This window comes from Pseudomonas khorasanensis, assembly GCF_014268505.2.
GTDB lineage: Bacteria > Pseudomonadota > Gammaproteobacteria > Pseudomonadales > Pseudomonadaceae > Aquipseudomonas > Aquipseudomonas khorasanensis.
On record NZ_JABWQP020000001.1, the window covers coordinates 881,037 to 897,678 of the forward strand.

Here is a 16,642-nt window from a genome sequence, read left to right on the forward strand (position 1 = left end):
ATGATCAAGACGATGGGATTCCCCGGACGCTACGAGCAGGGGCCCGGCGCATTGCAACAGTTGGGCAGGGTGCTGAACGACCTGGGGCGATCACGTCCGCTGGTGCTCTGCGATGAGTTTGTCGCGCTGCATTTGTGGCCGGAGGTGGGCGCCGCATTGCAAGTCCAGGGCTTCGAACCGCTGCACATCGAGTTCCCCGGTGAATGTACGCGTGCAGCCATTGCCCGACTTTCCGAACAGGCGTTGATTCAAGCGCCAGACACGATCATTGCGCTGGGCGGCGGCAAGACCATCGATACGGCTAAAGGACTGGCGGCTAATCTCGGCGTGCCGATCATTATCTGCCCGACCATCGCGTCGAGTGACGCGCCGACCAGTCGGCTGATCGTGCTTTACGACGACGAGCACAAAGTCGTGGGCGTGGAGTTTTTGAAGCTGAACCCCGCTGCGGTGATTGTCGATACTCAAGTCATTGTCCGGGCTCCGGCGCGGTTTTTTGCTGCGGGGATCGGGGATGCGATCAGCAAGAAATTCGAAGCCCATCAGTGTTACGCCGCCGGCGGCAGCAACTCGTTCGGAACGCCGGCCCTGCACACCGCATTAATGCTTACCAACATGGTTTTCGACACGCTGATGCAGTTCGGCTTGCCGGCTTATCAGGCGGTCTGTCGCCATGAGGTCACCGATGATGTCGAGCGGGTCATTGAAGGTACCGTGCTGATCAGTGGCGTGGGTTTTGAGAGCGGTGGTCTCTCACTGTCTCACGCGCTGGTTCGCGGCCTGACCGCCATACCGGCGATGGCGTCGATGCTGCACGGAGAACTGGTGGCGTTCGGCACGTTGGTGCAGATGGCGGTAGAGCAACGACCCGTTGAGGAAATAGAGCCGGTCGCGCGACTCCTGCGCGCGGTAAAGCTGCCGGTGACATTTTCTGAACTGGGTCAGCACACGCCATTCACGACGGCGCAAATCGACACCCTCGTAGAAGCGACGCTATCAGCGGCTTACGCCCGGAATATGAATCCACCCCTGAACTACCAACGCCTGGTGGAGGGACTGGCGGCGGCTGACAGCATCGGCTCACGGCTGATCATGGCTGAGGCGAGTTCATCGTCAACCCTGTGAGCGTGTGTCACAGCTGGTGTGAATGTGTAGCTATTTTCACCGGCAAATCAACGCAATAACCTTTCAAGCAGCCCACGTCAAAGCGCAATCAAGCGCGATGAATTCGTGAATAAAAACCGAGAGGCCTGACCATGAATACCCCTGTCAAACCCGATGAACTCGCGATTGCGTACCAGTTGCCACAAGTCCCTTTCATGACCCCCGACATGGTTCATCCAGGTGTGATGACTCAGTGGCTGGAGGATGATGAACTGTGGGTGCCGGTGACTCAATCGGTTTCCTTCAAACCACTGCTACTCAACACCAGCGGCGGCTATTACATCAACCTCTTGCGAGTGCGTCAGGCCGGCGTACTGTCTCGCCATCGCCACACCGGTGGCGTGCATGCGATCGTACTGAAGGGCCGCTGGTACTACCTGGAACACGACTGGATCGCAGAGCAAGGCTCTTTCGCCTATGAGCCGCCGGGTGAAACCCACACCTTGTTCGTCCCTGAAGATGTGAGCGAAATGATCACCTGGTTCCACGTGCAAGGTGGCTACACTTACGTCGATCCGCAAGGCGTTGCCGTGGGCTATGAAGACGTGTTTACCAAGCTTGAAGCCGCCCGGGCGCATTACAAGACGCTGGGCTTGCCGGACGACTACATCGAGCAGTTCATTCGCTGATCCGGATGGTAGGAAAAACGCGCTCCGGCGCGCTTTTTCATGGTGGTTCAGGGAATATGCGTCTCAAGATTTTTCGCCAGGACTGGCCATGGATAACTACTCTCAGCTACTCGCTTTCATCTGGTCTACCGAGTGTGGGAGCTTTTCTGCTGCTGCTCGCGCGCACCACCTTACGCCTTCGGCCGTCAGCAAATTGATTACCCGTCTGGAAGATCGCCTGCAGGTTCGGCTGTTCCAGCGAGGCTCGCGTGTCCTGACGCTGACCGAGGAGGGCGCCGCTTACCTGCGTAGCGCCAAGGCCGTTGTGGAGGCCATGAACGAGGCCGATTCCATGGCGGAAGCGTTGCCCTCCAGAGTCAGCGGAACGCTGCGAATTCACACCATGACCTCGTTCGCCAAACACCAGATCGTACCTTGGCTCCCGGAGTTTCTGGACTTGTATCCTTCATTGGATGTGGAAATTCAGCTGGGCGCGCAGTTCGTCGATCATTTCGAACAGGGGCTCGACATCGCCATCCACAGCGGCGTGCTGCCGAGTTCATCGCGGATTGCCAAACGAATCGGCGAGTGTGAATGGTTGATCTGTGCCTCGCCTCAGTATCTGGCCGAACATGGCATACCCACCATGCCGACAGACCTTCTCAATCATCGTTGCTTCAGTTTCAGCTTTGTCAGCCCATGGAACAAGTGGTCGTTTGTGCTGGATGGGGAGGGCGTCTCGGTGCCGGTGACTGCCAGCGCATCGTTCACACAGGGGGATCTGCTGCGCGACATGGCGTTGTCAGGTGCCGGCGTGGTAAAGCTTGCCGATTTTCATATCGGACTGGATGTAAAGGCGGGAACCTTGGTGCCGTTGCTCGAGGATTTCAAAACGGGCGTTGTTGAGCCAATTTATCTGCTGTACTCGGATAGAAAACACCTGAGCCCGCGCATCCGGGTGTTTATCGAGTTTTTTCAGCGTAAATGGCAGGAGCATCCGTGGAAGGTGGCACTGGTTGTCGCTGGATCGTAGCCGACTGAAACGCAGCCAATACCAGAGCGGCATGGCTGCCATCGCATCGGGTGATGCCTTCACTGTGCCGTGATTGCATGGATTTGCTCAGCCAGCCACGCCAGCGCAGGGTCGTGCTGGCGGTGGCTCAGGTACACCAGATCCAGTTCAAAAGGTTCCAGCGCGAACGGCAATTCATGCAAGTCCAGGGGCAGCAACCCGGCGAACTGCCGGGCAAGCTGTGTCGGCAGCACAACGCAAAGGTCGGTCGCCGCGACGAGATGTGCGGCCTGCAGGTAATTGGGCGTGGTGTAAACGATCTGGCGTTGCAGATTCTGCTCGGCCAGCCACTGATCGACCATGCCGCGCGTCTGCCCGCCGTGTACCCAGAGGTGGCGCAGTTGCAGAAAGTTGTGCAGGTCGAGACCGTTGGCGATCTGTGGGTGGCCGTGGCGCACTGCAACCCGCAGGGTTTCGCGCCGCCACAGTTGCCGGGTGAAGCGAGCCGGTACCTCGTTGAAACGGCCAAGGACCATGTCCAGGTCGCCACGGTCCAGTGCTTCGACCGGCAGGTTCGGAGTCAGGTGCACCACGTCGATGCGCAAATGTGGCGCCAGGGTTTGCAGGCGCGCCAGCAACGGCGGCATGCACAGTTGTTCGACGAAGTCCGTTAGGGCGATGCGCAACTGGCGATGGCTGTGCTGCGGCTCGAAGGTGTCGGCGGTCGCCAGCGTTTGTTCGATTTGCCGCAGTGCCGCGCGAATCGGCCCTTCCAGCGCCAGCGCGCGGGGCGTCGGGCACATGCGCCGACCGACGCGCACCAGCAGCGGGTCGCCCAACTGGTCGCGCAAACGCGCCAGCGCATTGCTCACCGTCGGCTGCGTCAGCGCCAGACGCTCAGCCGCGCGCGAGACGTTCTGCTCACGCAGAAGCATGTCGAAGACGCGCAGCAGGTTCAGATCAAAGTTGGACATATTCATTGCTGGAATATATGCCATGTGAAATCTAAATTTCAAAAATACCTGACGCGTGCTTAGGGTGAGGGCGCTTCTACAACATCCACGAGGGTCGGGTATGAATTATCAAGCGCCGCTGCGCGACATGCGGTTTGTCCTGCATGAACTGTTTGACGTCACCGGGCATTGCCAGCAACTGGATGTCGAACTCGACCGCGACACGCTCGATGGCATCCTCGAGGAAGCCGCGCGCTTTACTGGCGGGGTCATCGCGCCGCTCAATCGCAACAGCGATGAACAGGGCTGTCAGTTGCTTGGTGACGCTGTCACCACCCCGGACGGATTTCGTCAGGCCTATCAGCAATACGTCGATAACGGCTGGGCGAGCATGACCGGGCCGTTGGCGTTCGGCGGGCAAGGCCTGCCGCAAATGGCTTCGGCGTGCTTTCACGAAATGCTCATGTCGGCATCGTTGGCTTTCAGGATTTATTCGGGGCTCACCGAAAGCGCCGTGCTGGCTGTGCATCGCCACGGCAGCGCAGCGCTGAAAGAAGCGTATCTGAACAAAATGGTCAGCGGCGAATGGACCGGCACCATGTGCCTCACCGAGCCCCAGGCCGGCACCGACCTGGCCTTGCTGCGCACCCGCGCGCAGCCCGAGGCCGACGGCAGTTATCGCATAAGCGGCAACAAGATTTTCATCAGCGGTGGCGAGCAGGATCTGACCGAAAACATCATCCATCTGGTGCTCGCCCGTCTGCCGGACGCGCCGCCGGGCGTGAAGGGCATCAGCCTGTTTCTGGTGCCGAAAATCCTGCCCGAAGGCCAGCGCAATACGCTGAGCTGCGGCGCGCTGGAACACAAGATGGGCATCAAGGGCACCTCGACCTGTGTGATGAATTTCGACGATGCGCGAGGCTGGCTGGTCGGCGAAGCCAATCAGGGTCTGGCGTGCATGTTCACCATGATGAACGACGCGCGCTTTCAGGTCGGCCTGCAGGGGCTGGGCATTGCCGAAGCCGCGTTTCAGGGTGGGCTGGCGTATGCGCGCGAACGCCTGCAATCGCGCTCGCTGACCGGCGCCGTTGTGCCGGAACAGGCGGCCGACCCGATCATCGTCCACCCCGACGTGCGTCGCATGCTGCTCACGCAAAAGGCCCTTGTCGAAGGCTGCCGTATGTTCGCGACGTATACCGCTCGGCAACTGGATCTTGAGCAGGCCGGAGGCAACGATCATCCTGCGGCGAAGCGTCGGGCCGCGCTGCTGATTCCGATCGTCAAGGCGTTCTTTACCGATGTCGGCCAGGAAGTCGCCAGCCTCGGTGTGCAACTGTACGGCGGCCACGGCTATATCCGCGAATGGGGCATGGAACAACTGATGCGCGACAGCCGCATCACCCAGCTGTATGAAGGCACCAACGGCATCCAGGCGCTGGATTTGATCCGCCGCAAACTGCTCGGCGACGGCGGCGCGGAACTCAATGCACTGATCGATGAATTCACGGAAATTGTCGAGGCCGCGCGGGGCCAAACCGCCTTGCACGAGATGGCGGACACCATCAGCCAGCGACTTGCCGAGTGGCGCGCGCTCGGCCGTTCGGTCATTGACGCCTGCCAGCGCGATCCGCAGGAAATTGGCGCGGTGTCGGTGGATTTTCTGGCGTATTCGGCCTACGTCTTGCTGGGCGGTTTCTGGCTGCAGGCGGCGTTGCGCGCGCAGCAGGCGCTGGGGCAGGGAAGTGCTGAGGCCGCGTTTTATCAAGCCAAGCTGCACACCGCCGATTTCTACTGGCGGCGCCTGTTGCCCCGCGCCAGTGCTCACCGCGACGCGGTGATCGGTGGCGCGAACTGTCTGATGGCGCTGCCGGCCAGCGACTTCAGCTTCTGACAGCAGGCCCTTGAACCAAAACAATAAAAAGGAGTTGCCCAGATGCAGCCTTTCAGCTTTGCCACCACCGCGCAGATTCTCTGCGAAGCCGGCGGCTCACAGCGCCTTGCCAGCCTCTGCCGTGAGCGTGGCGCCCGCCGTGTGCTGATCGTCACCGACCCGGGGATTGCCCGGCTCGGCATGCTCGATGACGTGTTGCCGGGATTCAGCGCGGCGAAAGTCGCGGTGGCGATTTTCAGTGACGTGACGGCCGATCCGCACGAAGACTGCGTGCTGGCGGCGGTCGCTCGCGCCCGGCATATCGGCGCCGATCTGATCGTCGGGTTCGGCGGCGGCAGCTCGATGGACGTGGCCAAACTGGTTGCGCTGCTGGCGCATCCCGACAGTCAGCAGGCGATCACTCAGTTGTACGGCATCGACCAGGCCAAGGGCCCGCGCCTGCAACTGATTCAGGTGCCGACCACGGCGGGCACCGGTTCGGAAGTTACGCCAATCGCCATCGTCACCACGGGCGAAACCAGCAAAATGGGCATCGTTTCATCGCTGTTGCTGCCGGATCTGGCCGTTCTCGACGCAGTCTGCACCCTGGGCCTGCCGCCAGCGGTCACGGCAGCGACCGGGATCGACGCCATGGTCCATGCCATCGAGGCCTACACCAGCAAACTCAAGCGCAATCCGCTGTCCAGCCTTTTGGCCCGCGAGGCATTACGCCTGCTGGCGACTCACCTCGACCAGGCGGTGCACAACGGTGGCAACCTCGCCGCACGCCAGGCCATGCTGCTCGGCGCTTGCCTTGCCGGCCAGGCATTTGCCAATGCGCCCGTGGCGGCGGTGCATGCGTTGGCGTATCCGCTGGGCGGGCATTTTCACATTCCTCATGGGCTGTCCAACGCGCTGGTATTGCCGCACGTGTTGCGTTTCAACCTGCCGGTGGCCCAAGCGGACTACGCTGAACTGGCTGTGCCACTGCTCGGTGGGCGACTGCGCTCGGGCGATCGCAACAGCCACGCCGAACAATTGGTCGAGGAACTGGCCGAGCTGGCGCCACGCTGCGGACTGCCAAGCCGTTTGCGCGACGTTGACGTTCCCAGGGATCGCCTCCCGCAACTGGCCAGTGACGCCATGCAGCAACAGCGCCTGCTGGTGAACAACCCGCGCGAAGTCACCGAGGCTGACGCGTTGGCGATTTATGAGGCGGCGTATTGACGAGACGACATAGACTGCACGCCCCGAAGTTCAGCCGCGTCGTGGCTGCATATGATTTGCACCTGATCCGGTTCAGTCAAAGCCAGCGCTCGTAAACGGTTTTGCGTATTGACGCGCACAGCATGATCTTCGTCCATCATTCGCTGATAGAAGCGCAAGCCCGGAGGGCAATGGCGCCGCGGCTTGTGGACTTCGTCGTGGTGGAAGTACGCGTCACCGGCATGCAACTTCCATTGCCCCTGCGAGGGTACGGCAATACCGGCGTGCCCCGAACTGTGGCCCGGCAGCGGCACCATCAGAATCTCTTCGTGCAAACCCCGGACAGGCATAACCCCTGAAAATCCTTTCCACTGCTCGCCAAGGGGCTCATAAAACTGCCAGTCCAGCCTGCGCTGCCACTGCGTTTCCCGATACCGACGCGTCGCACGCCAGCCCTCCAGGACTTTCGCGGCCCTGTACTCGCTCTGCATGACATGAACCGTCGCATCAGGAAAATCACTCAGCCCGCCCGCATGATCAAAATCCAGATGGGTCAGCACGATATGGCGAACATCGGAGGGCGCGAAGCCGAGTGCTCTGACCTTCGAGACGGCCGTCAGGGCATGCTCGAACTTTATATTGTTCAACTTTCGAAAAAACGAAGCGATACGATCAGGGCTCTCGACATCGGCGCTGCCAAATCCGGTGTCCACCAGAACCAGGCCGTCACGCTCGGTTTCTATCAACCAGCAATGACAAACCAAATGGGCAAACAACCCATGGCTGTTGCCATCGAACAAGCGCCCGCCGAACGGGCACATACAGCCGCAATTCAAATGATGGATTCTCAATTTCAAACCCGCCTGTGCTGGATCTACCATCGAAAAAAGTACCCTGGCAGCGCAAACGATGCGTCGCACTTCCTTGTCTGGAAGACTCTTTCAGGTGGGAATGATTCAGGGTTTTTTGCAGCGGCCTTCCCCGTGGGATGCGGGGCCCTGATCGCTCGAAGCGCAATGATGGCCGTGGCGGCAAGTCTGTTCATAACCGGCACCTTTCAATCAGATGCAGCCGCTACCAATGCATTGCCGTGTTCGAGCATGCCCAATCGCTGAATGAACGTGCCCGTGCGGCGGGTGTGGTCATTTGCCCAGGCGTCGGTTTCGATGTGGTGCCTACGGACTGTGTAGCCGCTGCATCGCAACGGTTCGTCTATCAAGAACCGAATCGCCAAGGCCGCCATGGAAGAGAACATGGCGGATGCCGATCAGGCACCCTCCGAAGAACTGATGCGTCTCTATCAAGCGTGGGACGATCAGCGTTAGAGTTACTCCACCGGATCACTCACCGGATTGGCGATGATGGCTTTCAATTCGCTGGTCATCGGAAAGTCGAGGTTCAGCCCTTTAGGCGGGATCGGTTGTTGGAACCAACGCTGGTAGATGCCGTTTATTTCACCTGAGCTGTACAGGTCCGCCAGGGCTCCGTTCACTAGCGCGAGGAACTGCGGGTCGTCCTTACGTACCATGCAACTGTAGATTTCCCGCGACTGTTGTTCGCCCACCACCGCCCATTTGTGCGGATCAAGGGCTTTTGCGCGCTCGCCGTAGAGCAGCGCATCATCCATGTAAAACGCTACCGCCCGACCTGATTGCAACATCTGGAAGGCTTCGCCGTGATCCTTGGCGCTGATGACGAACATGTCGATCTTATTGTCAAAGTTGTAACTTTTGAGAAACCGCTCGTTGGTGGTACCGGCAGTGGTCACCACATTCTTTCCGCGCAGGTCAGCAAAGCTTTTGATGCCGCTGTCTTTGGCTGTCAGCAGTCGGCCTTTGACATAAATAAACCCGTAGGAAAACGCCACCTGCTTCTGACGCTCGGCGGTCACCCCGGTAGAGCCACACTCAAGATCGACGGTGCCGTTTTGCACCAGCGGAATGCGAGTCTGCGAGGTCACCAGGTTGTATTTCACCTGGAGTTGCGGCAGTGCCAGCTTCTGCTTGATACGCTCTACGATTTTTTTCGCCAGGTCCACCGAGTAACCCATGGGCTGTCCCGACTGATCCCCCACGTAAGAGAACGGCACTGACGCATCGCGATAGCCCAGCGTGATGCTGTTGGCGTTGGCGATTTTGCTTAGGGTGCCAGTCAGCGGCGCCTCGGTCGCCTGGACTTGAGTCCCAAGCAGCAACCCAAGGGTGCAGCCAATCAACGTTATTTTTTGCATTGTTATTCTCCGTTGTAGGGGGATGTGTATTTAGCGGCGAGCAGCGATAACGGTGATTTCGACCAACACCTGCGGACGGGCAAGTTCGGCCTGTAAGGTCGTACGGCTTGGTGCCTGACCTGGCGATAACCAGGCTGACCAGACCTCATTCATCGCCGCAAAATCCTGCTCGATGTCCTTTAGGTAAATAGTCGCGTTGACCAAATGATCCTTGTCGCTGCCCGCCTCAGCCAGCAACGCGTCAATTTTCGCCAGCACTTCGTGGGTTTGCCCCGTGGCATCAAGGCTGTCGTCCGGCACCTGACCGGAGAGAAACACCAGTTCACCAAAGGTCACGGCGCCGGACAAACGACTGTTGCTGTTGATTCGAGTGATAGTCATGGGATGTTCATTCCGATGGGGGAGACGTTAGGCTGCACATAGTGCAAAGCCTTGCATGTCGATTGAGGGAGGGCGTTGGCCGATCAGCTCGCTGAGCACCCGGGCACTGCCACAGGCAAGGGTGAAACCCAGCGCGCCATGACCAAGATTGAGCCATAAATTGCGGTAAGGCGTGGCCCCCAACAGAGGCACACCGCTGGGGGTGGCAGGTCGCATGCCGGCCCACTCGATGGCCTCATCGTAAGCGCCGGCGTGAGGGAAGGTGTCCAGAGCCTGGCGTTTGATCAGGGCCAGGCGCTTGGGGTCCAGCGCGGGGTCGAAGCCGACGATGTCGACCATCGCCGCCACCCGCAATTGGTCGCCAATGCGCGCGTAGACAATCTTGCGGTCGTAGTCGGTGATGCTCAGGTCCGGTGCCCGATGTTCGGCACCAATCGGCAGCGTCAGGCTATAACCTTTGAGCGGATACAGTGGCAGGCGCACACCGGGCAGTGCCAGTAACCGGCTACGATGGCCGGCGGCGATCACCAGTTGTTCGACCGGCAATGCCTCATCACCCAGCTCGATGGCACTCACCACGTCGTCGACATGCCGAATCCCGGTCACCGCCCGTCCCAGCCGAAACTCGCAACGGCCAGAAGCCTGCAGCCGCGTCGTCAGTTGCTGACAGAAAGCGTGGCAGTCACCGACTTCTTCGTCCGGAGTATAAATTGCCCCCACAAACGGCGTGTCGGTCAGCGCTGGTTCAAGACTTGCGCATTCAGCTTGCGACAACACCTGCTGTTGCTGTGGATCAGCAAGGCTGGCGCAGGCGTGCTCGAAGTTGGCAGTCTGACGAAAGGTCACCAGTTTCCCGTTACGTCGCCAGTTGAAACCGTCCAGCGAGTCTTCTTTACGCCAACCTTTCAGGGTGGCCTGACTCAACAGCGCCAGACGCAGCAAATGGGCCGCGTTCCGGCGGTTTACCGAGGTCCGGCAAGCCCCAAGAAAGGATGCCATCCAGCGCCATTGTGCCGGGTCAAAACGCGGGCGCAATTTCAACGGTGAGTCGCCGCGCAGCATCCAGCCAATGGCTTGCAACGGCACGCCTGCATCGGCCAGCGGTGCGACGTAGCGATAGGACAGTTGGCCGCCGTTGGCAAAACTGGTTTCGCTACCCAGCGAGTCACGAGCTTCGACCAATGTCACCTCATTGCCATCGCGGATCAACGCGTACGCCGTTGCCAGACCAATGACCCCACCGCCGATGATGCAAACTCGCTTAGCCATGTCAGTCCCTAGCCGTTGTTGATGAGCCAGAGGTTAAAGCCAGATGACAGGCGCCGAACAATGAGTAAATATGCGCAATCCATAAACAAAGGTTATGGACTCACCATGCGTCTTCGGCACATCGAGATTTTCCAGGCCATTCGCCAGACCGGTTCGGTCAGTGGCGCCGCGCACTTACTGCACGTTTCGCAGCCAGCGGTGACTAAGGTGTTGCAGCACGCCGAGCAACAACTGGGCTTCCCGCTGTTTTTGCGGGTGCGTGGAAAATTGCAGGCCACACCGGAAGCGCTGGAGCTGGAACGCGAGGTCGACAAGGTTACTGAAAGCCTGCAAGGGGTGCGGCGCCTGGCCCAGAGCCTGCGGCGCGAGCCCGGCTACAGTCTGCGAATCGGTGCAACACCGGCGCTGGCACTGTCGCTGCTGCCCCCTGCGATCAACGAGTGGACCCGACGTTATCCGGACATCGTTTGCGAGCTCTCCAGCGCCCACAGCCGCGAACTGATGCAGAACCTGCTGATGCGCGAAATCGATGTCGCCCTGACTCTGCAGCAACCTGATCACCCAGGGCTCAAGGCCCAGGCATTAGCCTGCGGAGTGTTGGTAGCGTTGGCGCCGAGTGGTTACTGGGCTGAAGCGGACAAAGGCAAGCCGCTGCCACTGATGGCTTTGGCCGATGCGCCACTGATTGGATTGTCCAGCGCCGACCCGTTGTCGGCCAGACTCGACAGCTACCTGAAAGCTGTCGAGCCGTCCCCACGGGTCAGCATCGCCGTGCAGACCTATTCATTGGCGAGGGCCATGGTCGAATCCGGCGCCGGACTGACAGTAATCGATCCGTTCACTGCGCTCGGTGCCTCAACGAGTGCTACCGCGATTCGGCCTTTGGCTCCACCGTTGCCGATCACCCTGTTTGCGGTAACACGCGCCGATGAACCGTCACCGCACACCCTGAGCGATCTGCTAACGATCTTCAGCACGCGCGCGCAGGAGCAACTGAATCGACTGGTGGGCAAAGCGTAACCTCAGCCAAAGCTTCTGTTAATCAGCTCGCAGCGAGCAACGCTTCATCCTTTGCTGCCGCACGTTTATACGCGTCGCGGCCGGTGAGTTTCTCGGCGTAGGCGAGAAAAGCGGCCCTGGGTGGCAGGGTGTTCATTGCCAGTCCCCAACCGATGTGCGAGCCGACATACACGTCCGCAGCGGTGAAGCGCTCACCGGCAATGAAAGGGCTGGCTAGCACCGCGCGCTCGAGTTGGTCCACTGTGCGTTCATAGCTTCCGTAGCCAAAGAAGAATTCTTGTTCAGGCTCAGGGTTGAAGCCCGCGCGATGGTTTGTTACGGCTTGCTCAACTGGGCCTGCTGCAAAAAACAGCCAACGGTAATAGGCCGCCCGGTCCTCTGGCGCAGGCGCCAGTCCGGCTTCGGGAAAGGCGTCAGCCAGATAGGCACAGATGGCAGCAGTTTCTGTTATGGTCTGCCCGTTGTGCACCAGCGCGGGGACTTTTCCCATCCGATTCACGTCGCGGAAAAAAATCGCGCGTGGATCATCAGGGCTGGTCTGGACGGGCACTTGCAGCGCAGCACCGCCCCAGCGGTCAGCTCCGCTGGCCGACTGGTAATCCAGCATGACCACGTCATACGTGCAGCCGATTTCCTCTAGCATCCAGCGCACCATGCGGCCGCGAGAATTGGGATTGGTATAGAACGTTGTTGCCATCGTGAGCTCCTCAGCTCGCTTTATTAGCGACCATGTTAAGAGCGAAGGCGCACTCCTTCGTGGGCGGTTTGCGCCAGAACACTTGCGAAACGCGCCATTGATTGGCGCTGCATCAAGCGCTGCCACTTACGTGCGGCTCGGAGCCTGTAAATGTCCCAACTTGAGATCCGCTCCGAGCGGTGCAAACTACCCAAAGTATTCTGGCAAGCGATAGAGCGACTGGGCCTCAGGCCGGTGGCGGTTCAACAACACGCGCAATTGCCAACCGACCTTCACCTGCACGACGCCGTGGTCACGATCCACCAACTATTTGCTGTTTGGCGGGCCATTGAGGCGTTGTCTGCAGACCCGGCTTTCGCCATAAAAATGGTCCGCGATACGCCCAGCGGGAAACACAAACTGGCGTTTCTCGCCGCGTTATATGCCGCCGATTATCACGAAGGAGTGGCAAGGTATTCCCGCTTCATGCGCCTATGCAGCCCCGACCGGATTTGTGTCGATGAGCGTGACGGCGAGGTGTCGTTCACTATTCTTTGGCCGGCTGGCAGTGGCCCGCAGCCTCATCTCGCGGTGGAGGCGTGTTTTGCTTTTGTGCTGGAGCTCGGTCGGCGAGGCACGGGGAAGCACTTGGTGCCCCTGACAGTAAGCCTGCGACGCTCGGAACAAAACCTGGAAACCCATGCGCATTATTTCGGCTGTCCCATTCGCTATGGCGCAGTTCGTGATCAACTGACAATGAGTGCCAGCGACTTGAGCCTGCCGTTTCTTGAACATAACCCGGAAATGCTGCACGTCTTGACCCCTGGCATGACGGCCGCCTTGCACGAGATCTGGGCGCCAGCCGGATTCCGTGAGCAGGCAATCGGATTACTGAAACGAGCGTTGGCGGACGGACGGCCAACCCTGCAGCACTTGGCTCAAAAGCTTCTGCAAAGTGAACGGACGCTGCAACGACGGTTGGCGGCAGAGGGCACAACGTTCAGCGAGCTGCTCAATGAGGCACGACGCCAAGTGGGCTTTCACTTGCTTGCTGATACAAGTCTTGAACTGAAAGAAGTGGCCTATCTACTCGGGTACGAGGACGCCAATTCTTACTTTCGGGCCTTCCGGCAATGGGAAAAGATTTCGCCTGGCGAATGGCGACGTGTTAACTCATAAGCCTTAGGGGAGAAACTGCTAGCCCCTGTCGGCAGCGACCGTGATCGTCGGCTACCGGACGCTGCCTTCTGACTGCAGTCAATGCAACCACCGCGCTCTGCTTTGCCTGATCTGATTAACGAGAGCGTAACGGTGTCAGAAGGACGGGGTTGCGGAAATGAGCGAAAGATGCGGAAACGATACAGAAAGGGAGAGGCAAAATTCCTGAACGCCAGAAACGACAAAGCCCTGAATAATCAGGGCTTTGTCGTATAAAGATGGCGGAGGCGATGGGATTCGAACTCATGGACCTGTTACAGTCGACGGTTTTCAAGACCGTTGCCTTAAACCACTCGGCCACACCTCCGTTTGCGTTGCGGGCGCCATAATACCTGAATGAAACACACTGTCAAACTCTCTGCATGGCTTGTTACAGAGCGTCTGTTATGATCTTTGCGACTGAACGTTTCAAACCAACAGGAGTGTCGCCATGCGCGATCAGGATTACGCAGTTAATAACAGCGTGCAGGCTGAGCAGCTAGAGGTTAGCCGCGTCCTGCGCAACACTTATGGTCTACTGGCTCTGACCCTCGCATTCAGCGGCGTGATGGCCTTCGTGGCCCAGCAGATGCGTGTCGGCTACCCGAACATTTTCGTGGTGCTGATCGGCTTCTACGGGCTGTTCTTCCTCACCAACAAACTCCGTGATTCCGCGTGGGGCCTGGTATCCGCCTTTGCGTTGACCGGTTTCATGGGTTTTCTGCTCGGCCCGATCCTCAACCGTTACCTGGGCATGCAGGGCGGCGCTGAAGTCGTCAGCTCGGCGTTCGCCATGACTGCGCTGGTGTTCGGTGGTCTGTCGGCTTACGTGTTGATCTCGCGAAAGGACATGAGCTTCCTCAGCGGTTTCATTACCGCCGGGTTCTTCGTGTTGCTGGGCGCGGTTGTCGCGAGCTTCTTCTTCCAGATCAGCGGCCTGCAGTTGGCGATCAGCGCTGGCTTCGTGCTGTTCTCGTCGGTCTGCATTCTGTTCCAGACCAGCGCGATCATCCACGGCGGCGAGCGCAACTACATCATGGCGACCGTCAGCCTGTATGTATCGATCTACAACCTGTTCGTCAGCCTGTTGCAACTGTTTGGCATCATGAGCCGCGACGACTGATAGTAACTGCTGCATTGAAAAACCCGCTTCGGCGGGTTTTTTATCGTCTGCAAAAAAGTGCTGGCTCAGTTGATCACGATGCTGCCATCCACCTGTTGGCGGTAGATCGTGTAGGGCAGCAGCAAGGTATCCAGTGCGCCGGACACCACGGCATCAATCAGCACCACCGGAATCGCCGCGTTGCGGTGATCATCTGGATCGACGCCTGAGGCCAGCGGCGCATTCAGCGTGCAGAAATCATAGGCGAGGCCGCTGTAAATTCTCGGCACCGCGCCGCAATAACTTTTATGTTGCTTGAGTCCGTCAACGGCAGCCTGATCATTGCGCGCCACCGTCTGAATCGTGCCACAACCGCCGAGCAACACGGCCGCCAGCATCATTAACCGAATCTTCATACCGCCATTCCTTAGCCGTGAAAAACCACAATCTACCCCGAAGAAGGGCAAAAGGCACCTAGGCCATGGGTGGCAATCGCCGCTTGACCGGGGTCTTTTTGACGATCGCCGTATTGGTTTCGGCCAGGGTATTCAAGCGGTCGAGCAGAACGTCGAGCTGCTCCATCGAACGCACGTGCAGGCGGGCGATAAAGCAGTCTTCGCCCGTGACTTTGTCGCATTCGGTGAACTCCGGAATCGCCATGATCTGCCGCTCCACTTCCTGCAATTGGCCCGGCAGCGGGCGTATCCGAACGATCGCCTGCAATTGGTAGCCAAAACATTTCGGATCGATTTCCACGGTGTAGCCCTTGAGCACGCCGCGTTCTTCCAGGCGCCGCAGCCGCTCGGCTACGCTCGGCGAAGACAAACCGCTGATCTGCGCCAGCGCTTTGAGTGAGCGTCGCGAGTCTTCCATCAGGGCGCTGATGAGGATTTGGTCGATATCGTCAGTCATCTGAATAGTCCCGATTAGGCGATGAGTACAAAACACCCCCGATAAAAAAGGCAAAAACCGAGTTTAGCCTGCTTTATGCGCTGGAGTAGCTCGCCATGCGATTGGCATACTTTTGCCATGCCCACGCCACAGACTCAGGAGATAAATGATGGACAATGCAATCCGTCGCGGCTCATTGGAAATGACCGCCGCCATGCTGATCTCGGGGACGATCGGCTGGTTCGTGCTGGTGTCCGGGCAGCCAGTGCTGGACGTGGTGTTCTGGCGCTGCGTGTTTGGCGCTGGCACGTTGCTGCTGATTTGCGCCGCCTTCGGTTTTTTGCGCCCGGGAATTCTGAGCCGCACGACGTTCCTGCTGGCCGTGCTCAGCGGGATGGCGATTGTCGGAAACTGGGTGCTGTTGTTCGCGTCCTATTCACGCGCCTCGATTGCCATCGGCACAGCGGTCTATAACGTGCAGCCCTTCATGCTGGTGGGGCTGGCCGCGTTGTTCCTTGGCGAAAAAATCACCTTGCAGAAGCTGTTCTGGCTGGCGGTTTCGTTCGCGGGCATGCTGGCGATCGTGAGTGCCCATGGCACACAGGGCGCGAGTGGTAACGACTACCTGTCGGGAATCGCCCTGGCGTTGGGCGCGGCGTTTCTCTATGCGATTGCCGCGTTGATCATCAAGCGCCTGACCGGGACGCCACCGCATCTGATCGCATTGATTCAGGTCTGCACCGGGGTGCTATTGCTCGCGCCGTTCGCCAACTTCGATGCGCTGCCTCAAGGCGCCAACGCCTGGGCCAGTCTGTTGGCGCTGGGCATCGTTCATACGGGGTTGATGTACGTGTTGCTGTACGGCGCCATTCAAAAGTTGCCCACCGCGTTGACCGGCGCGCTGTCATTCATCTACCCGATCGCAGCGATTTTCGTAGACTGGTTCGCTTTCGGCCACCAACTGGAACTGCTGCAATGGGTCGGCGTGGCGGCAATCCTGCTCGCCGCCGCCGGCATGCAGCAAGGTTGGGGCTGGAAGGCCCGGCGGCTGGTGGCGCAGTAA

Annotated in this window: 18 protein-coding genes, 1 tRNA gene and 2 pseudogenes; 12 read left to right on the forward strand and 9 right to left on the reverse strand. The window is 59.3% G+C overall.

Translation table 11 applies throughout. The annotated features are described in order from the left end of the window. The 3 genes from HU727_RS04165 (at position 1) to HU727_RS04175 (ending at position 2,805) form a co-directional block, all read left to right on the forward strand. Positions 1-1,125 (forward strand): glycerol dehydrogenase, encoded by a 1,125-nt coding sequence (locus HU727_RS04165; RefSeq protein ID WP_186528405.1) that lies wholly within the window; start codon positions 1-3, stop codon positions 1,123-1,125. Between the two features lie 131 nt (positions 1,126-1,256). Further along, positions 1,257-1,793, forward strand: a complete 537-nt coding sequence (locus HU727_RS04170) for a 2,4'-dihydroxyacetophenone dioxygenase family protein (RefSeq protein WP_186528406.1) — start codon at positions 1,257-1,259, stop codon at positions 1,791-1,793. Positions 1,794-1,881: 88 nt separating this feature from the next. Further along, positions 1,882-2,805 (forward strand): LysR family transcriptional regulator, encoded by a 924-nt coding sequence (locus tag HU727_RS04175; protein ID WP_186528407.1) that lies wholly within the window; start codon positions 1,882-1,884, stop codon positions 2,803-2,805. A gap of 59 nt (positions 2,806-2,864) precedes the next feature. On the opposite strand, the gene HU727_RS04180 is transcribed toward HU727_RS04175, so the two are convergent. Beyond that, a complete protein-coding gene (locus tag HU727_RS04180; RefSeq protein ID WP_186528408.1) occupies positions 2,865-3,782 on the reverse strand; it encodes a LysR family transcriptional regulator in 918 nt (305 codons plus the stop codon). Positions 3,783-3,858: 76 nt separating this feature from the next. Here HU727_RS04180 and HU727_RS04185 point away from each other — a divergent pair, with 76 nt between their 5' ends. Both HU727_RS04185 and HU727_RS04190 read left to right on the forward strand, forming a co-directional pair. Then, positions 3,859-5,628, forward strand: a complete 1,770-nt coding sequence (locus tag HU727_RS04185) for an acyl-CoA dehydrogenase C-terminal domain-containing protein (RefSeq protein WP_186528409.1) — start codon at positions 3,859-3,861, stop codon at positions 5,626-5,628. 42 nt (positions 5,629-5,670) lie between these two features. Continuing rightward, positions 5,671-6,834 (forward strand): iron-containing alcohol dehydrogenase, encoded by a 1,164-nt coding sequence (locus HU727_RS04190; RefSeq protein WP_186528410.1) that lies wholly within the window; start codon positions 5,671-5,673, stop codon positions 6,832-6,834. Here HU727_RS04190 and HU727_RS04195 read toward each other — a convergent pair. Continuing rightward, a complete protein-coding gene (locus tag HU727_RS04195) occupies positions 6,816-7,664 on the reverse strand; it encodes an MBL fold metallo-hydrolase (protein ID WP_186529254.1) in 849 nt (282 codons plus the stop codon). The genes HU727_RS04190 and HU727_RS04195 overlap by 19 nt on opposite strands. Between HU727_RS04195 and HU727_RS04200 the strand changes: the two genes are divergently transcribed. From HU727_RS04200 to HU727_RS26005, 3 genes and pseudogenes are all read left to right on the forward strand, one after another. Continuing rightward, the gene (locus tag HU727_RS04200; protein WP_186529317.1) at positions 7,593-7,928 is read left to right on the forward strand and encodes a hypothetical protein; all 336 of its coding nucleotides are present in this window, start codon (positions 7,593-7,595) and stop codon (positions 7,926-7,928) included. The genes HU727_RS04195 and HU727_RS04200 overlap by 72 nt on opposite strands. Beyond that, positions 7,898-8,008 (forward strand): annotated as a pseudogene (locus HU727_RS25665) (hypothetical protein); the annotation flags it as partial. The gene HU727_RS04200 and the pseudogene HU727_RS25665, both read left to right, overlap by 31 nt. Next, positions 8,007-8,129, forward strand: a pseudogene (locus tag HU727_RS26005) (hypothetical protein); the annotation flags it as partial. The pseudogenes HU727_RS25665 and HU727_RS26005, both read left to right, overlap by 2 nt. A gap of 11 nt (positions 8,130-8,140) precedes the next feature. Here the strand turns inward: HU727_RS26005 and HU727_RS04205 are convergent. The 3 genes from HU727_RS04205 to HU727_RS04215 are packed head-to-tail and all read right to left on the reverse strand — an operon-like array spanning position 8,141 to position 10,693. After that, on the reverse strand, positions 8,141-9,043 hold the full coding sequence (locus tag HU727_RS04205; protein WP_186528411.1) for a transporter substrate-binding domain-containing protein: 903 nt from the start codon (positions 9,041-9,043) through the stop codon (positions 8,141-8,143). 30 nt (positions 9,044-9,073) lie between these two features. Then, positions 9,074-9,424, reverse strand: coding sequence for a RidA family protein (locus tag HU727_RS04210; protein ID WP_186528412.1), 351 nt, complete (start codon positions 9,422-9,424; stop codon positions 9,074-9,076). Between the two features lie 27 nt (positions 9,425-9,451). Continuing rightward, positions 9,452-10,693 carry a D-amino acid dehydrogenase gene (locus tag HU727_RS04215; protein ID WP_186528413.1) on the reverse strand — a complete coding sequence of 414 codons (1,242 nt, stop codon included), beginning with the start codon at positions 10,691-10,693 and terminating at the stop codon, positions 9,452-9,454. A gap of 105 nt (positions 10,694-10,798) precedes the next feature. Between HU727_RS04215 and HU727_RS04220 the strand changes: the two genes are divergently transcribed. After that, the gene (locus HU727_RS04220) at positions 10,799-11,713 is read left to right on the forward strand and encodes a LysR family transcriptional regulator (protein ID WP_186528414.1); all 915 of its coding nucleotides are present in this window, start codon (positions 10,799-10,801) and stop codon (positions 11,711-11,713) included. A 22-nt stretch (positions 11,714-11,735) separates the two neighbouring features. Here HU727_RS04220 and HU727_RS04225 read toward each other — a convergent pair whose 3' ends face one another. Next, positions 11,736-12,410 carry a glutathione S-transferase family protein gene (locus HU727_RS04225; protein WP_202883527.1) on the reverse strand — a complete coding sequence of 225 codons (675 nt, stop codon included), beginning with the start codon at positions 12,408-12,410 and terminating at the stop codon, positions 11,736-11,738. A 150-nt stretch (positions 12,411-12,560) separates the two neighbouring features. Between HU727_RS04225 and HU727_RS04230 the strand changes: the two genes are divergently transcribed. Further along, positions 12,561-13,568: an AraC family transcriptional regulator gene (locus HU727_RS04230; protein ID WP_186528415.1), complete on the forward strand. Its 1,008-nt coding sequence runs from the start codon at positions 12,561-12,563 to the stop codon at positions 13,566-13,568. 258 nt (positions 13,569-13,826) lie between these two features. Here the strand turns inward: HU727_RS04230 and HU727_RS04235 are convergent. Then, a tRNA-Ser gene (locus tag HU727_RS04235) sits at positions 13,827-13,914 on the reverse strand. A gap of 123 nt (positions 13,915-14,037) precedes the next feature. On the opposite strand from HU727_RS04235, the gene HU727_RS04240 reads away from it, so the two are divergent. Beyond that, positions 14,038-14,709: a Bax inhibitor-1/YccA family protein gene (locus tag HU727_RS04240; RefSeq protein ID WP_186528416.1), complete on the forward strand. Its 672-nt coding sequence runs from the start codon at positions 14,038-14,040 to the stop codon at positions 14,707-14,709. Positions 14,710-14,774: 65 nt separating this feature from the next. On the opposite strand, the gene HU727_RS04245 is transcribed toward HU727_RS04240, so the two are convergent. Both HU727_RS04245 and HU727_RS04250 read right to left on the reverse strand, forming a co-directional pair. After that, complete coding sequence (locus tag HU727_RS04245) at positions 14,775-15,104, reverse strand: YceK/YidQ family lipoprotein (RefSeq protein ID WP_186528417.1); 330 nt, start codon at positions 15,102-15,104, stop codon at positions 14,775-14,777. Between the two features lie 58 nt (positions 15,105-15,162). Continuing rightward, the gene (locus HU727_RS04250; RefSeq protein WP_186528418.1) at positions 15,163-15,600 is read right to left on the reverse strand and encodes an Lrp/AsnC family transcriptional regulator; all 438 of its coding nucleotides are present in this window, start codon (positions 15,598-15,600) and stop codon (positions 15,163-15,165) included. Positions 15,601-15,748: 148 nt separating this feature from the next. Between HU727_RS04250 and HU727_RS04255 the strand changes: the two genes are divergently transcribed. Further along, positions 15,749-16,642 carry a DMT family transporter gene (locus tag HU727_RS04255; protein WP_186528419.1) on the forward strand — a complete coding sequence of 298 codons (894 nt, stop codon included), beginning with the start codon at positions 15,749-15,751 and terminating at the stop codon, positions 16,640-16,642.

What these genes read in the sequence shown, in the direction of transcription:
- HU727_RS04255 (WP_186528419.1), top strand. Translation starts at nt 15,749, where the DNA reads ATGGACAATGCAATCCGTCGCGGCTCATTGGAAATGACCGCCGCCATG.
- HU727_RS04170 (WP_186528406.1), top strand. Translation starts at nt 1,257, where the DNA reads ATGAATACCCCTGTCAAACCCGATGAACTCGCGATTGCGTACCAGTTG.
- HU727_RS04185 (WP_186528409.1), top strand. Translation starts at nt 3,859, where the DNA reads ATGAATTATCAAGCGCCGCTGCGCGACATGCGGTTTGTCCTGCATGAA.
- HU727_RS04165 (WP_186528405.1), top strand. Translation starts at nt 1, where the DNA reads ATGATCAAGACGATGGGATTCCCCGGACGCTACGAGCAGGGGCCCGGC.
- HU727_RS04180 (WP_186528408.1), bottom strand. Translation starts at nt 3,782, where the DNA reads ATGGCATATATTCCAGCAATGAATATGTCCAACTTTGATCTGAACCTG.
- HU727_RS04240 (WP_186528416.1), top strand. Translation starts at nt 14,038, where the DNA reads ATGCGCGATCAGGATTACGCAGTTAATAACAGCGTGCAGGCTGAGCAG.
- HU727_RS04215 (WP_186528413.1), bottom strand. Translation starts at nt 10,693, where the DNA reads ATGGCTAAGCGAGTTTGCATCATCGGCGGTGGGGTCATTGGTCTGGCA.
- HU727_RS04175 (WP_186528407.1), top strand. Translation starts at nt 1,882, where the DNA reads ATGGATAACTACTCTCAGCTACTCGCTTTCATCTGGTCTACCGAGTGT.
- HU727_RS04190 (WP_186528410.1), top strand. Translation starts at nt 5,671, where the DNA reads ATGCAGCCTTTCAGCTTTGCCACCACCGCGCAGATTCTCTGCGAAGCC.
- HU727_RS04210 (WP_186528412.1), bottom strand. Translation starts at nt 9,424, where the DNA reads ATGACTATCACTCGAATCAACAGCAACAGTCGTTTGTCCGGCGCCGTG.
- HU727_RS04250 (WP_186528418.1), bottom strand. Translation starts at nt 15,600, where the DNA reads ATGACTGACGATATCGACCAAATCCTCATCAGCGCCCTGATGGAAGAC.
- HU727_RS04200 (WP_186529317.1), top strand. Translation starts at nt 7,593, where the DNA reads ATGGCTGTTGCCATCGAACAAGCGCCCGCCGAACGGGCACATACAGCC.
- HU727_RS04245 (WP_186528417.1), bottom strand. Translation starts at nt 15,104, where the DNA reads ATGAAGATTCGGTTAATGATGCTGGCGGCCGTGTTGCTCGGCGGTTGT.
- HU727_RS04205 (WP_186528411.1), bottom strand. Translation starts at nt 9,043, where the DNA reads ATGCAAAAAATAACGTTGATTGGCTGCACCCTTGGGTTGCTGCTTGGG.
- HU727_RS04225 (WP_202883527.1), bottom strand. Translation starts at nt 12,410, where the DNA reads ATGGCAACAACGTTCTATACCAATCCCAATTCTCGCGGCCGCATGGTG.
- HU727_RS04230 (WP_186528415.1), top strand. Translation starts at nt 12,561, where the DNA reads ATGTCCCAACTTGAGATCCGCTCCGAGCGGTGCAAACTACCCAAAGTA.
- HU727_RS04220 (WP_186528414.1), top strand. Translation starts at nt 10,799, where the DNA reads ATGCGTCTTCGGCACATCGAGATTTTCCAGGCCATTCGCCAGACCGGT.